Source organism: Rubinisphaera margarita, assembly GCF_022267515.1.
In the GTDB taxonomy this organism is placed as follows: domain Bacteria; phylum Planctomycetota; class Planctomycetia; order Planctomycetales; family Planctomycetaceae; genus Rubinisphaera; species Rubinisphaera margarita.
In genome coordinates, this window is the sequence record NZ_JAKFGB010000009.1 from 225826 (window position 1) to 241199 (window position 15374).

Sequence of the window (15374 nt, forward strand, 5' to 3'; positions counted from 1 at the left end):
CGAGCATCGGCCCACGCTTGAGAATTCCCCCGCCGCGAGCTAGAATTTCCGATGCAAATCCGTCCTTGTAGCTCAATTGGATAGAGTGTCGGCCTCCGAAGCCGAAGGTTGTGGGTTCGACTCCCGCCAAGGACATTTTCAGCGGACTGACGTGACTCGCGTCAGTCCGCTTTTTTTGTGCGCTCGTGGCTGGCCCGGTGAATGCCGGACATGCTCGATTCGTGACCCCGATTGCCTCGCATTCTCTTTCAGCGTTGAAGGGGGGCCTGCGATGATCCAGAATGATTGTTCCCATCACCACGGTTCATCGCGCGGAGAGCTGCATGTCGGATTACGTTTTGGCGCTCGATCAGGGAACGACCTCGAGCAGAGCGATTCTGTTCGACCACGACGGCCGCTCGGTCGGCCAGGAGCAGCAGGAGTTCCGGCAGATTTACCCTAGTCCCGGGCATGTTGAACACGATCCGGCCGACATCTGGGAGTCGCAGCTGAACGTCGCGAAGAACGTGCTGCGACGGTCGCGGATTGAAGCTTCGCGCGTGGCCGCGATCGGCATCACCAATCAGCGGGAAACGACCCTGCTGTGGGAACGCGACACGGGTAAACCGGTCTGCAATGCGGTCGTCTGGCAGAGTCGGATTTCGACGGGAATCTGTCAGCGGCTCGAACAGCAGGGGGTGGAGCAGCGGCTGCGGGAGATTACCGGCCTGCTGATCGATCCCTATTTTTCCGGCACGAAACTGACGTGGCTGTTCGAAACAATCGAGGGCCTGCGCGAGCGAGCAGAACGCGGAGAAATTCTCTTCGGCACCGTCGATTCCTATCTCATCTGGAAATTGACGGACGGCAAGAAGCACATCACCGACATCTCCAATGCCTCACGGACGCTGCTGTTCGATATCCATCAACAGCAGTGGAGTGATGAGATGCTCGAAATGCTGGGTGTCCCCCGGGCGATTCTGCCGGAGGTCGTCGATTCGAGTGGCATTGTCGCGGAGACCGATCCCGCCATCTTCGGCAAGTCGATTCCGATTGCCGGCATTGCCGGGGATCAGCAGGCGGCGACGTTCGGGCAGATCTGCTACGAGCCCGGCATGGCCAAGAATACGTATGGCACTGGCTGCTTCATGCTGATGAACATCGGGGAGGAGCCCCGGCTTTCGGAGAACGGACTGCTCACGACGATTGGCTGGCGATTTGGCGGGAAGACGACCTACTGCCTCGAAGGGGCGATCTTCATCGCGGGCGCGGCGATTCAATGGCTGCGGGACGGCCTGAAGATCATCGCTCATGCCAGTGAATCGGAAACGCTGGCGACTTCGGTCTCCGATTCCGGCGGCGTCTACTTCGTGCCGGCCTTTGTCGGACTGGGGGCGCCGTATTGGGATGCCGAAGCGCGGGGGCTGGCGATCGGTCTCACTCGCGGCACCACCAGCGAGCATCTGGTCCGGGCGGCTCTGGAATCAATCGCCTATCAGACCCGCGACGTACTCAGCGCCATGAATCGCGATTCGGGAATCAATCTGGCCGAACTGCGAGTCGATGGCGGGGCGACGGCGAATAACTTCCTGATGCAGTTTCAGGCCGACATTCTTCAGACAGCCGTGCATCGCCCGGTGATTCAGGAAACGACGGCCCTGGGAGCGGCTTACCTGGCCGGCCTCGGCGTCGGCTTCTGGGAAAGCCAGCAGGAGATCGCCGCGAAATGGACGCTGGATCAGGCGTTTCAACCGCAGATGTCGACAGCGGACTCGGAGAAGAAATACACCGGCTGGCTCCGAGCCGTCGATCGCTCCCGCAACTGGGTCGTCGAATAGTCGTCGAACGGGTGGCCCGGCCATTGAGGCCGGGCCACCCGGGTTCTAACGTCTGCCGAGCTGGATTTTTCTTCCCGAGGAAACGTCGGAGACGGGGTTTGCTTCTACTCCGGGCCACACGCAGTCGGCCGCAAGATGCCACCGGTACGGGGGAACCTTCCGGCTTGCCATTGTTTCCCCTCGTGAGCCGCTATAATCTGGCTCTGCATCTGTCTTTCATCTCTCTGACGAACTCCGGCTTCATGTCTGATCAGGTTGATAATCCGACTGCTGCCGGGGATTCTGCGGAAGCCGATCCGGGCATCGCGCTGAGTCGTTCCCGTGTCTGGCGGCGCATTGTCGGCACGCTGATTCGCGGCCGGTATCTCTGTCTGCTGCTGACGATCGGTCTCACGCTGGTTGCCTGGCCGCTGTCGCAGCGGTTGACCCTGGAGCGGTCCATCGAATCGCTGTTCGCGCTCGATCACCCTCTGCTGCTGCGGTATCAGGAAAGCAAGCAGCTGTTCGGCGGCGATGAGTTCGTGATGATTTCCTGGAAGCAGAAGGATCTGCTCGAGTCGGAGAGTCTGAATGCGATCGATCAGTTCGGGCAGAAGCTTGGCGACCTGCCGGGCGTGAATCCGGAAAGTACGCAGACACTCTCCGCGGTGCTTCGTCCGAAAGGGATGGGCTTTCTCGGCGGGTTGTTCATGCGGATCCCGTCGGTTCGCAATAAGGCGCTCGAGTTTTCCGAAGGGGCGCTCATCGGTGAGGACCGGGAGACAACGGCGATTGTCGTGCGGCTCAAGCCGGAAGAAGAGACGAGCGTTCCGCGCGGCGTGACCCTGGCCGCAATTCGGAATCTGGCGGCTAATCACAGTCCGCCGGCCTATGTCGTCGGGGAGCCGGTGCAGGTTCACGACATGTTCGACATCGTCGAGGAAGACGGAGCCAAACTCGGCTGGGTCTCCTCGCTCATTCTGCTGGCGGTTATCTTCTTTTTCTTCCGCAGTCTCCGCTGGATGATCCTGCCGATCGCGATTGTGCAGATCTCACTGATCTGGACGAAAGCCTATCTCGTCGCGTCCGGCATGCGGCTCAGTATGGTCAGCTCGATGCTGAACTCGCTGGTGACAATCATCGGCATCGCCACGGTGATGCACATCACAATCTACTTCCGCGAACTCCGCAAAGTCTTTCCCCGCCGCGAGGCTCTGCAACAGACCCTGCAGACGTTGCTGCCAGCCGTCTGCTGGACCTGTGCGACCACGGCTATCGGTTTCGGCGCTCTGCTCGCCAGTGATATCGTGCCGATTCGCAGTTTCGGCATCATGATGGTGCTTGGCGTTCTCTCGGTGCTTCTTGCCGTGTTTCTGCTGGTTCCCGGCGGCGTACTGATCGGCAACTTCAGTATCGATCCCCGCCGGTATCGCTGGGAGCCGCGTGTGACTGGCGGACTGCAGTCGCTGTTGAACGTGGTGCAGCGTTTCCCGCGAATCATCGGTGCGGGCACGGCTCTGCTGATGCTGTTCGGCCTGATCGGGCTCAGTTTCCTGCGGATCGAAACCGACTTCAGCAAGAACTTTCGTGCAGACAGTACCATCGTCCAGGCGCTGAACTTTGTGGAAGCCAACCTTGGAGGAGCAGGGAACTACGAAGTCAACTTCACGTTTGAAGACGTGACCGACCCGGATGCGATGGACAAACTTCGCGCGATGGCCGACGACCTCCGAGCCATCGAAGTCGACGGAGCACCGGCTCTCACGAAAGTCATCGCCTACACCGACGGCGTCGACTTCATCCCGTCCGCGGCTGGAAACTCGCTTTCCGCGAAACGTTCGACGCTTCAAAAGATGCAGCCCGAGTTCGAGCCGAGTCTGTTTAATGAAGATCAGCAACGAATGCGGGTTCTGTTGCGAGCCCTCGAACGACAGCCGGCCGAGCGGAAACTGCAGATGATCGACGAAGTGAACCGCGTGGCCCGCGAGTACTTCCCGGATGCGAAGACGACCGGCCTCTACGTCCTGCTCGCCAACATCATTCTCAGCCTGCTCAGCGATCAGGTCATGAGTTTTTCGCTGGCCGCGATTGGCATTTTCCTCTGCATGACGATCGCCTTCCGCAGTTGGAAAGCCGGCCTGATCGCCCTGGTGCCGAACCTGTTCCCGATTGTTCTGCTGATCGGCACACTCGGCTGGATCGGTTCGCTGGTCAACATCGGCACCGCGATGATCGCCAGTGTTTCCATCGGCCTGACGGTCGACTCCAGCATCCACTATCTGTCGTCCTACTTCCGCGAAAAACAGGTTGGCCGCTCTCACGCCGAGGCGCTGGAGATCACCCAGTCGCAGATTGGTCTGTCGCTCGTCTTCTCCAACATTGCTCTCATCTGCGGCTTCAGCGTCTTGACGCTCTCGCAGTTCGTTCCGCTGGTCTACTTCGGCGTCCTCGTCAGCATCGCCATGCTCGGCGGGTTGCTCGGAAACCTGGTTCTGTTGCCGCTCCTGTTGACCGGCATCTATGGCGAGAAGCAAACCGCCACGGCGTAATTCTTCGTTCGACCGGCGGTGCCATGCTTGCATCGCGCAGCAGGGCAAGCATGCCAATCGCCTCCCCTTGCTCATCCGGGTGGAGGGAAGTGTCTTGGCGTTTCCCGAACGACGTTTATCGAGCTCTCCATCGCCGCGAAAGGAGAAGGCCACTCCAGCGGCATGCTCCCCCTGCTGCGCGATGGGAGCATGGCACCCCTGACCGGAACCAACTACTTCGCCTGGAACAGTTCCAGGTCGTGCTGGACCATCATTTTGACCAGTTCCGGGAAGAGGACCGTTGGTTCCCAGCCGAATTGTTGCTTCGCTTTGCTCGCGTCGCCCATCAGCACGTGCACTTCGGCCGGGCGGTAGAAGCGGGGATCGACGACGACGTAGTCTTCGTAGTTCAGGCCTGCTTCGGCGAAGGCGAGTTCGCAGAATTCGCGGACGGTGTGCGTCTCGCCCGTGGCGATCACGAAGTCGTCCGGCTTCTCCTGCTGCAGCATCAGGTGCATCGCCTTCACGTAGTCGCCGGCGAAACCCCAGTCCCGTTTGGCTTCGAGATTGCCGAGCGGCAGCTTTGTCAGTTCGCCCCGTTTAATGCGAGCCACGTGCGAGGTGATTTTCCGCGTGACGAACTCAAAGCCTCTGCGGGGCGATTCGTGATTGAACAGGATCCCCGAAGCGACATACATGTCGTACGACTCGCGGTAGTTTCGCGACAGATCGAACCCGGTCACTTTCGAGATGCCGTACGGCGACCGTGGATAGAATCGTGTCTGTTCACTCTGCGGCACTTCGGGGGCGTGGCCGAACATCTCGCTGGAGCCGGCGAAGTAGAACCGGCACTCGGGAACGAGCTTCCGCACCGCTTCGAGCAGATAATGTGTGCCGTCGATATTCGTGTGGAATGTTGAGAACGAATCTTCGAACGAGTACGACACGAAACTCTGAGCGGCCAGGTGATACAGCTCATCGGGGCGGACTTCGGAAAGGACGCCGTAGAGGCTCGGAAAACTCTCCAGTGAAGCCGAGTGCAGATGCAGCTGATCGAGAATTCCAGAGAGTCGATTGAGCCGGTTCGACGGATCTTCCAGCGCGACCCGCCGCACGATGCCGTGAACTTCGTACCCGAGGCTCAGCAGATGTTCGGCCAGATAAGACCCGTCCTGTCCCGTGATTCCAGTAATCAGTGCTCGTTTCGTCGCCATCAGCTGTCCATCAAAGTGTAATGGATTGTCGATCGGAAAATCTCAGTCATTCAACGTCCCCTCGCCCCGTGGGGAGAGGGTTAGGGTGAGGGGGAAATGCGGGCAACATGCTTCACAGGCCGCTGATTTCATTCTGAATGAATACGTCCCTGAGTGCTCGCCGCCTCATCCGCCCTTCAGGTCCACTGCATCTGGCAGAGGTCTCGAGCCGCTCCCTTGAAGGGACACGGTTTGCCTGACACGGATGGAAAGCCAGACCCCGACAGGGTTTCCCTCGTTCCGATCGCAGATCATAGACCTTTCTAACTCGGGAAACTACGGTGGTTTGCGAAACGAGGCGTGGGAACGGCTGATTTTCCCTCAGAAGACTCTATAATTCGAGGCGGTGACCTTGCCGCTCTCTGCACCGCACGTTTTGGCTGCACGGCAGCTTCTCAGATAAGAATTGGACTTCGCATGAACCAGAACGAATCCCAGACGCGATACACGCTTCCTCCCATCGGCGGGAATCCGTCGAGTGTCGCCGCCGGCACCAACCCGGGAGCGTTCGCCAAGCGACCCCAGATTCAGGCCGGACCGGCCGGGGCGCTCACCTATTCTTCGCCCGATACCCCGGGCATGCCCGCTCCCTCGGAAAAAACCGCCTGGGACTTCATGCCGGAAGGCTGGACCCGCAAGCCGGGCTACGAAACGAACTACCATCAGGCCGAAGCCTGGGAAGCGCCCGCCGGCTTCGAACCGGTCACGCAGCTCGAGTCGGCTCGTCTCGGCATCGTCACGCCGGAAATGACCCGCGTCGCCGAACGCGAACCGCATCTCACGCCCGAGCAGGTTCGCGATGAAGTCGCCGCCGGCCGCATGGTCATTCCTGCCAACAAGGTGCACCTGGGCCATCAACTCGATCCGATGTGCATTGGCCGGGCTTCGCTCACCAAAATCAACGCCAACATGGGCGCTTCGCCCGTGTCGTCCGGCACCGATGAAGAAGTCGAAAAGCTCCGCTGGGCACTCAAGTGGGGTGCCGACACGATCATGGATCTCTCGACCGGCGGCGATCTCGATCAGTGCCGCGAAGCGATCGTGCAGAACAGCACCGCCCCGATCGGGACCGTGCCGATTTACTCGATGATCATCGGCCGCAAGCTGAATGACCTCACCCACGAAGTGATTCTCGACTCGCTCCGCCATCAGGCCAAGCAGGGGGTCGATTACTTCACCATTCACGCCGGCGTGCTGAAGAATCATCTGCAGTTCGTGAAGCAGCGGCTCATCGGCATCGTCTCCCGCGGCGGCTCGCTGCTCGCGAAGTGGATGCTCGATCACAACGAAGAAAACCCGATGTACGTCCTCTGGGAAGACATCTGCCAGATCATGCGGGAGTACGACGTCACCTTCAGTATTGGTGATGGACTCCGCCCGGGTGGACTCGCTGATGCGTCCGATCAGGCTCAGCTGGCCGAGCTTTCCACGCTGGGCGAACTGACCGAACGGGCCTGGCGACAGGGCGTGCAGGTCATGATTGAAGGCCCGGGGCACGTGCCGTTCGATCAGATCGAATACAACATGAAGCTGCAGCGGACCCTCTGCCACGGGGCTCCGTTCTACGTGCTCGGCCCGCTGGTGACCGACATCTTCCCCGGCTACGACCACATCACCAGCTGCATCGGAGCGACGGCTGCTGCCTACCACGGTGCCAGCATGCTCTGCTACGTCACGCCGAAGGAACACCTCGGCCTGCCGAAGAAGGACGATGTGAAGCAGGGCTGCGTCGCCTACAAAATCGCCGCTCACTCCGCCGATGTCGCCCTCGGCATCCCCGGCACCCGTGATCGTGACGATGAGCTGACGAAGGCCCGAGCCGCCCTGAACTGGGAGAAGCACTTCGAACTCAGCTTCGATCCCGATGTGGCCCGTGCCTACCACGACGAAGACCTGGACGTCGACACCGACTTCTGCGCCATGTGCGGCCACGACTGGTGCAGCGTTCGCATCAGCCGCGAGATCGTCGAGTTCTCCTCCGGCAAGGAAGAGAAATACGGCTGGGAAAAGGCGAAGAAAACAGCCGCCCTCACGCCGGAACAGCAGGCCATCCTCGAACAACGCGGCGTCCTCAGCCCGGACGAGATCCACAAGCTGGCCTCAAAAACGGTCAGCAAACTCGCCGCCGACAAAGAAGGCAAAGCCAACTGCCACAGCGACTACGTGGACGCCGACACGGCCAAGGGAATTCAGAAGGAATTCGTCGAACTCGACGTGAAGTAGAAACCAAAAAGGTTTGCCGACTTTCCGAAGATCACCCCGGTTCATTTGAGCCGGGGTGATTTTTCGTTTTGAATTGCCGAGAACGAGAACGGATGGCCCGGAGGTTTACCTCCGGGTTGCGCAGCAACAAGCAGTTGCCCATTGACGAACTTCGGTCCGTCAGGCGTCCAATCTCAATGAGAACCAACTGTGTTGCATCGGCTCCCAGGCGTGCTATTCACCAACGTCCGACGGGCGGCTGCTTGTGACTTCGTCACCCGGAAGTGAACTTCCGGGCCATCCTTGGGGGTGTTGATTAGCTGAGGGAGTCGATTGGGGTGATCTTCACGCCGATGAACTTGCGTTGTTCGTACCAGCGCGCGGAGCTCCAGCAGTAGTCGGTGGCGTATCTCACCAGTCCCCCGGGTTGCTCATCAACAGGCAGTCACCCATTGATGAGCCTATACTCTGAGGCGTCCAGTTCAACGAGCATGTTGTCGCGTCTAGACTTCGTCTCTGAGATGAACCGCGGGCTATTTCACGGACGGGGACACGTCAGCAAAGTTCGCGGTTGTCTAGTGAATATTCCGCGAGGCCCGTTAATTCTCTGTGAGTATTTTGGCATCGACGTCAGGTGTCGTCGCTCGGAAAGGGCCAGGGAATGGATCGGGCCGCTTGCCGTCGAGACTGTATTGCCTGTGAAACTGGCCGGTTGAAGAGATTTGCAGCTGGGATTGTCAGAGTCGACAGGTTGAGAAAAGTAGCGTGCGTCCTGAAACGGGCCAGCGATGGTCATGATTGTTCAAACTCGCAAGGTTGAAAAAACCCGGTTACGATATCCAGATATCAATTCGCCGCGGGAATGAACAACGATTCTGTCATCTTGGCTCTGCTGTCAATCGGCAGTTGCTCTCCCGCAGCCAAGTGCTGAAGTTAATACGCCTGTCGAATGCTCCGAGACTGTGGCCGCGATGGCCTGTGTCTGGGGTGGCCGCTCGTAATCCAGCACAACGGAGGCGTCAAGGTTACGCAAGCGACGCCTGCGGTTGAAATTAGAATGTGTTCTCGTACAAGGCTCTCATCACCGATGCCGTGGACAGGAAGAAAGTTGCAATGATTCGTACTACCGCCTTGATTGTTTTGCTGGCGATTATCGGCTCGCAGATGGCCATGGCCCAGGGCCCGGATCGCACTGAGGTGCCGATTCCCCTCGCGCCATTCGAAGGCAAGATTGGGAGAACATACAAAGAATCCCAAGGCGACTGGCAGCATCCGCCCGCGCCCCCGGAAGGGGCGCCCAATGTGCTCGTGATCCTGCTCGATGACGTTGGATTTGGGCAGATGTCAACGTTTGGAGGTTTGATTCCGACTCCGAATTTCGACAAGCTTGCCTCGAACGGCTTGCGGTTCAATCGATTTCACACCACGGCTATCTGCGGACCGACTCGGGCAGCCCTGCTGACCGGTCGCAATCATCACGAGTGCGGCAACGGGTTTCTGATGGAATGGGCCACTGGATTCCCGAACTATTCCACGATGATTCCCAAAGAGACCGCGACCGTCGGCCAGGTGCTGCAAGCCAACGGCTATGCCACATGGTGGTTTGGCAAGAACCACAACACGCCCGACTGGGAAACAACCGTCGCCGGTCCCTTCGACCGCTGGCCCACAGGGCTGGGGTTCGATTACTTCTACGGCTTCAATGCAGGGGAGACGCATCAATACTATCCCGTTCTCTTCGAGAACACGGTTGCTGTCGAGCCGAAGAAAACCCCCGAAGAGGGTTACCACTTCATGGCGGACATGACCGATCGGGCGGTTGCACGCATGAAGTTCTCCAAGTCGGTCGCGCCGAAGAAACCGTTCTTTATGTACTTCGCTCCCGGTGCAATGCACGCGCCGCATCATGCGCCGGCCGAATGGCGTAAGAAGTTCGATGGCAAGTTCGACATGGGCTGGGAGAAGTACCGCGAGCAGGTGTATCAGCGACAACTCGCGATGGGCATCATCCCTCAAGGGACGAAGCTGACACCACGCCCCGAGTGGGTGCCGGCGTGGGATAGTTTGAACAATCAGCAGAAGGAGCTTTATGCGGCGCTGATGGAGAATTTTGCGGGTTACTTTGCGTATACCGATCATGAAATCGGTCGACTACTCGACGCCGTGAATGAACTGCCCGATGCAGACAACACGCTTGTGATTTACATCGCTGGCGACAACGGTGCCAGCGCCGAAGGCGGGCATGACGGCACGCTTAATGAGATTCGAAATCTCAACGGGCTGACGACGCCGATCGAAAGCGTCCTCCAGGATCTCGATAAGCTCGGTGGTCCCGAGACGGAGCCGCATTACCCCATCGGTTGGGCCTGGGCGGGGAACACGCCATTTCAGTGGACGAAACAGATTGCCTCGCATCTGGGGGGAACACGTAACCCCATGGTCGTCAGTTGGCCAGCGAAGATCCAACATGACGACGAACCCCGGGACGCATTCCTGCATGTGGTGGATGTTCTCCCGACGGTTCTGGAAGCGGTTGGCGTGCCAATGCCGGAGTCGGTGAACGGCGTCAAACAGAAGCCCCTTTCCGGCAAATCATTTCTCGCCAGTTTCAATGATCCAGAATTTCAAGGACGGAGTTCGCAGTATTTCGAAATCGTCAGTAATCGCTCGATCTACGAAGACGGTTGGAAGGCGAATGCCCATCACAGCTTTCCCTGGCGTGGCGACTATGCCCCGGGCAACTGGGATCAAGATGAATGGGAACTGTACTATCTCCCCGATGATTTTTCCGAAGCGGTCAACCTGGCGGGAAAACACCCTGAGAAACTGGCTGAACTGAAAGCCACGTTTGAACGAGCTGCCCGAGAGCATCAGGTCTATCCACTTGATGATCGGTTTTCGGCCAGGATCGCGATTCCCAAGCCGCCGGTGCCCGGGTTTGACCCGAACTCGAAAACGTACACCTATTACCCCGGCGCCATCCGCATTCCAGAGGCGGCCGCCCCGCCCGTTAAGAATCGTTCCTGGACCATGAGGTCCGAGGTGAAAACCACAGGCGAGAACACCGAAGGGGTCATCGTGGGTTTCGGTGGTGTGGCCGCCGGAATCGCGCTCTACCTCGAAAGCGGCACTCCGGTATTCGATTACAACTACTTTGGCGAACACACGGTTCTCAAAGGGGACAGCGTCCTGCCTGCGGGAAAAGCCACTGTCAGCGTCGATTTCAGTTATGAAGGTGGGGAAACGCCGGGCGGTCCTGCCACGATCACTCTCAGCATCAATGGCAGACAAGTCGCACAAAAGAAAATGGCCGTCACTGTTCCAGGGCGTTTCGGCATCGACACCTTTGGCATTGGCGAAGACTCGGGACAACCGGTGACACAGAGCTATCAGTCCCCCTTCACATTCACCGGAGAGATTAAACGGGTCACGTTTCAACTGAAATGAAGCATGTCCGAACTTCGGGGGAACTCGACGGGATGGCCCGAAGCGAACTTCCGGGTTGAAGACAGGCCTCTTGTTGCTCCGCAACAAGCAGTTGCCCGTTGACGAACTTCGGTCTGTGAAGCGTTCACTCTCGGACGAGAAACATGCTGTCTTGTAGTGGTCCCCCGGCGTGCTATTCACCAGCGTTCCACGGGCGGCTGCTTGTGACTTCGTCACCCGGAAGTGAACTTCCGGGCCATCCTTTGTTGTCCAGCCACCCTTTGTTGGTCGAGCGAGTGGCTGAGCACGTGAGTCCACTGTAGTGGGGCGTCGAGGCAGCGGGTTGCTTATCGAGTCTGGATTAGCAGGAGGCCGCCGAGGAGCATCAGGCAGCCGAGGATTCGGGGGAGAGACACGGGGATGACCGGGACGCCGAGGATGCCGAAGTGGTCGATGATGATCGCCATGAACAGCTGCCCGACCACGGTCGCGGCGAGGACGTTGGCCGGTCCGATTTTGGGGGTCACGACCAGAACGGTGGTCACGAAGACGACGCCGAACAGTCCGCCGATAAAGTAGTACCAGGGCAGAACGGAATTCTGAGGCCAGGAGGGGATGCCGGGCGTTGTGACCAGGAGCAGGATGATCAGCGCGACGGTCCCGCCGAGGAACGAGAAGAAGGCCGCGAACAACGGATTGTTGAGTGCGATTCCCAGACGCCCGTTTACGATGGCCTGAAAGGGAATCACAAAGGCCGCCATCGAGGCGACCAGCATCAGAAGCAACTCTCGCACGGAACTGTCCCTACTTGAACTCAGGTTTCTCCAAAGTCCGATCATAGGGCGGTTCGGGAGCGGCGTCCATGGGCTGCCGGACGTGCCGGCCGCAAGAAGCCGCCGAGTCTCACTTCAGTGGAATCGGCTCTTCGAACTCGTCCCAGCGGCGGGCGAGCCGAGCCTGGTCGTTCTCGTAGACTTTGAGCGTCACCTCGTTCAGTTCGGCGGCCTGTTCCGGCATCACGCCCTGCAGTTTGCCGGCGAGTTCCTGGACCCAGCGCGGCTGACGGGCCATCGAGAGCGACATCGAATGCAGGAACAGGCTGATCTCCTGGAAGTTGCGGTCGGCGATGTAATTGCTGACCGGCGAGATCATTTTGGCGGCTGCTTCGATCGCCAGATTCGGGAAGGCCACGAAGACGTCGGCCGAATGACGGACGAACGTAGTTCCATCTTTGGCTTTCTCAAACCGGGCATTGATGCAGATCAGGCCGTTGGCGGTAATCGGGTTCTTCAGGAACGGACTCTGGAATTCTCCTTCGCAGTAGACGATGTTCGACGTCTGACTCCGTTTCAGGAAGAAGACCTTGCTGTTGGTTCCATCGACGTTATTCATCTGAAACTGGTACTTGCCCGCAGGGCGGAGTTCGATCGCCGAGATGCCGAGCGACTGCCACAGTCCCACGACGACATCCGGGTTTCCGATGAAGTAGTCGTAGGCGGCGGGATCCATTTCGAAGCGGACTTCCGGCAGACGGCGGAACAGGCTCATTTTCTCAATCATCTGCTCGGCGGTCTGTCGTCCCGAGGGAGTCAGTCGCGTGCGTTGCAGCCGATCGATCGCCTGTTCCTTGAGTTGGCGATCAGAGCTTCCTTCCTGGGTGACCCGGAAATTCGGAAGCAGCCGCTCGATTTCTCGATCGCGGTCGGCATCGCCATAGACCTTGCGGCGGTCCACATCGCTGTCGAACGTCTGCAGTCGATTGACGCTGTCGCGAATTTGTTCCTGAACCTGGGGTTCAGATTCACCCGGCGTCAACTCGCCGGCATGCAGCAACCCCATCGAGGTCGCCATAAAGATTCCGCCGAGAATGGCAGGCGTAACGTTCATTGGGCCAACCTGGTAGGAAATCCGATAAAGGCCGCTCGCCAGCCAATAGAGGAATGGGCGAGCAGCGCGCGTGCGAACAGCGCCGAGTCGATCCACGTCTTGCAGTCCCAGCCGTGAGCACATCGATTGCGGGATCCGGCTACCCCCCCATGAAGCAGGCCGATCCCCTCACTCAAAATCGGCGCAATCGATACCATCCGACCAGTCGTTTTCGGCGCGATCGGCCCGACTTACAAAGATTGCACAACCGACTGACCGAATCGAACGGATCTTGCCGGCCACCAATGCAGAACGGGAAGCAGAATTGCTTCTGCTTCCCGTGTCCGCGTTCTCTATCCGTGTCGAGAATTGTCGGAAATCAGCGTCGCCAGCGAGCCAGCAACATCGCGAGGAAGGCTGTGCCGCAGACGATGATTGTCAGATGGGTCGATGAGACCGCGTTTTCGAGCTGAGCGTTCTGCTTAAGCTCATCTTCGTCGATCAGCAGGGGCGATTCCCTGATTACAGGAGCGGTGGTCACGGTGGCGTCGCCGAAGGAGGCCGCGAATTCATCGAAATTATCGTCCTGCTCAGCCGAGGCGGCTCCTCCCGGAGCGATCAGCAGGGGGGCCTTCGATCCGCTGTCTCCCAGAACGATCGGGGGAGCGGAAGACGTCTCGAGTTGGGGCGCGCCCAGCATGGGAACCGAATCGGCTGTCCCGCTGATCATCTGGTGGGCGTCGTCTTCAACCGGGACGTCTCCGAGGCGAACAATGTCTTCATCACGTGGGATCGTTTCAGGTTTCCGCGGCGTTTGCGGGGATCCGAGCACCGGCGGCTGCGGCGTCGAATTTTGTAGCTTCGGCTGCGAAACGGGCTCCTGTCCGGCCGGCGTGATCACGGGCAGTTGAGCCGGGCGGTTGGCCAGGACCGTTGATTCGGCAAACTGCGCGATCGAGTCCTTCTTTTCCGGGGCGGGTTGCGGCGTGTTGATCCAGTCACGGCTCAGATCGATGACGACCGGAGCAGGCAATTCGGATTCGACCAGTGCGGTTCCGGGCTGCGGCTGGATGACCACGGCGGCCGTGCGACGCTGATCGCGGACTTCCTGCCGAGCCTTCATTTCTGCCAGAACCTGTTCAGCAGTCACTTCTTCCGGCGTCAGCACCGACTGGGTTTTCTGAATGACGGTGTGAGCGGTTTCCGCGATCTTCTGGGATCCGATCCGGCTGCCTTCATGTGCCACATTGGTGGCCTTCGACAGGATGTCTTTCATCCGATCGACCACGGGAGCAGCGTTGGCTGTTCCGGTCGCCCAGGGAAATTCTTCATCGCCGGAAGCCATCGGTTCGGCTTCGGTAACAGAAGTCTGAGCCGGTGTGATGACTGGTTCAATGGAGGCCACATCCGCGACCGAGGTTTCCAGCTGCACGACGAATTCTTCGGCGGGCTGGCTCTGTTCAGTGGAGGAGGGGAGCGAATCGAGCTTAGTTGTCGTGGAGTTCAACTCTTCGAGGCTGCTGCGGAGTGCATCCAGATTCGACTCTCCTGCATCGACCGACGAGACGAGTTCCTGATAGGTCCCGATTTTCGTCGACTCGGCTTTTCCAGAGTCGGCCATCTTTTCCTGAATCAGGAAAGCGGCATCGAGTTCGTCGGAAGATTCGCTCTGGGAGCGGGAAACATTGAGAACCCCTGAACTTGCTGTGTTCAATTCCGCTTCCAGCTGTTCATAGCTGAGCTCGGCGTGTCCCTCTCCGAGGTTGATTTGATTCTGAGCGACATGCGGCAGATCGGCACTGGAAACCGGAGTCGACTCAAGCGGTCGTTCCAGCTCGACTTCCGCCGTGCCGGGCTCTTCAGCTTTGGAGCCGAACCCGGGAAAGCTGAACCCCTTCCCGATACATCCGCAGATACAGACAGCCAGCGACAGGCTCAATGCGAGGCTGATCGGTTGAAGTTGTCGACGGCCAAGGCTTAATCCAGGCATCGTACTCTTCCTCATGAAAAATTGTCGGCCTGCGGGGCGCATTACGGTTGCCGAACCGACCCGGGAATTCCGACGCTGACGACTCCTCCGGGAACCGACATCGCTAGGGCGAAGTTCATGTCCGACGTTTTCTGCTGAGAATGACCGAATTGCCGAACAACACGGAAATTCCTGTCTCATGACGTGTATCGACGAGGCCGATTGCGCCACCTGAACAAATCCAGTTCGCTTTGTCATCTCGACCTATCTATCCCATCTTCGTGCAGGCGTCCCTGAGAAATCGCGGCAGACTTGCCGAACTGCACCGGATTGG

General features: G+C 59.0%; 8 protein-coding genes and 1 tRNA gene. 5 read left to right on the forward strand and 4 right to left on the reverse strand.

Annotated features, from left to right (window positions below):
- Positions 1-61 precede the first annotated feature (61 nt).
- The 3 genes from L1A08_RS04265 to L1A08_RS04275 all read left to right on the forward strand — a co-directional run bounded on the left by L1A08_RS04265 (position 62) and on the right by L1A08_RS04275 (position 4345).
- A tRNA-Arg gene (locus tag L1A08_RS04265) sits at positions 62-135 on the forward strand.
- A gap of 188 nt (positions 136-323) precedes the next feature.
- On the forward strand, positions 324-1817 hold the full coding sequence (gene glpK / locus L1A08_RS04270; RefSeq protein ID WP_238754583.1) for a glycerol kinase GlpK: 1494 nt from the start codon (positions 324-326) through the stop codon (positions 1815-1817).
- A gap of 164 nt (positions 1818-1981) precedes the next feature.
- Entirely contained in the window at positions 1982-4345 is a 2364-nt protein-coding gene (locus L1A08_RS04275; protein WP_238754585.1) for an efflux RND transporter permease subunit, read from the forward strand.
- A gap of 212 nt (positions 4346-4557) precedes the next feature.
- Here the strand turns inward: L1A08_RS04275 and L1A08_RS04280 are convergent, their stop codons facing one another.
- Entirely contained in the window at positions 4558-5538 is a 981-nt protein-coding gene (locus L1A08_RS04280) for a GDP-mannose 4,6-dehydratase (protein ID WP_238754587.1), read from the reverse strand.
- A gap of 456 nt (positions 5539-5994) precedes the next feature.
- Between L1A08_RS04280 and thiC the strand changes: the two genes are divergently transcribed.
- Together thiC and L1A08_RS04290 are read left to right on the forward strand one after the other, a co-directional pair.
- A complete protein-coding gene (gene thiC / locus L1A08_RS04285; RefSeq protein ID WP_238754589.1) occupies positions 5995-7800 on the forward strand; it encodes a phosphomethylpyrimidine synthase ThiC in 1806 nt (601 codons plus the stop codon).
- 1092 nt (positions 7801-8892) lie between these two features.
- On the forward strand, positions 8893-11226 hold the full coding sequence (locus L1A08_RS04290) for an arylsulfatase (protein WP_238754591.1): 2334 nt from the start codon (positions 8893-8895) through the stop codon (positions 11224-11226).
- 326 nt (positions 11227-11552) lie between these two features.
- Here L1A08_RS04290 and L1A08_RS04295 read toward each other — a convergent pair whose 3' ends face one another.
- The 3 genes from L1A08_RS04295 to L1A08_RS04305 all read right to left on the reverse strand — a co-directional run bounded on the left by L1A08_RS04295 (position 11553) and on the right by L1A08_RS04305 (position 15061).
- Positions 11553-11999, reverse strand: a complete 447-nt coding sequence (locus tag L1A08_RS04295; protein ID WP_238754594.1) for a DMT family transporter — start codon at positions 11997-11999, stop codon at positions 11553-11555.
- A 109-nt stretch (positions 12000-12108) separates the two neighbouring features.
- On the reverse strand, positions 12109-13092 hold the full coding sequence (locus tag L1A08_RS04300) for a hypothetical protein (RefSeq protein WP_238754596.1): 984 nt from the start codon (positions 13090-13092) through the stop codon (positions 12109-12111).
- A 358-nt stretch (positions 13093-13450) separates the two neighbouring features.
- Positions 13451-15061 (reverse strand): hypothetical protein, encoded by a 1611-nt coding sequence (locus tag L1A08_RS04305; RefSeq protein ID WP_238754598.1) that lies wholly within the window; start codon positions 15059-15061, stop codon positions 13451-13453.
- Positions 15062-15374 lie beyond the last annotated feature (313 nt).

What these genes read in the sequence shown, in the direction of transcription:
- glpK (WP_238754583.1), top strand. Translation starts at nt 324, where the DNA reads ATGTCGGATTACGTTTTGGCGCTCGATCAGGGAACGACCTCGAGCAGA.
- L1A08_RS04280 (WP_238754587.1), bottom strand. Translation starts at nt 5,538, where the DNA reads ATGGCGACGAAACGAGCACTGATTACTGGAATCACGGGACAGGACGGG.
- thiC (WP_238754589.1), top strand. Translation starts at nt 5,995, where the DNA reads ATGAACCAGAACGAATCCCAGACGCGATACACGCTTCCTCCCATCGGC.
- L1A08_RS04290 (WP_238754591.1), top strand. Translation starts at nt 8,893, where the DNA reads ATGATTCGTACTACCGCCTTGATTGTTTTGCTGGCGATTATCGGCTCG.
- L1A08_RS04300 (WP_238754596.1), bottom strand. Translation starts at nt 13,092, where the DNA reads ATGAACGTTACGCCTGCCATTCTCGGCGGAATCTTTATGGCGACCTCG.
- L1A08_RS04305 (WP_238754598.1), bottom strand. Translation starts at nt 15,061, where the DNA reads ATGCCTGGATTAAGCCTTGGCCGTCGACAACTTCAACCGATCAGCCTC.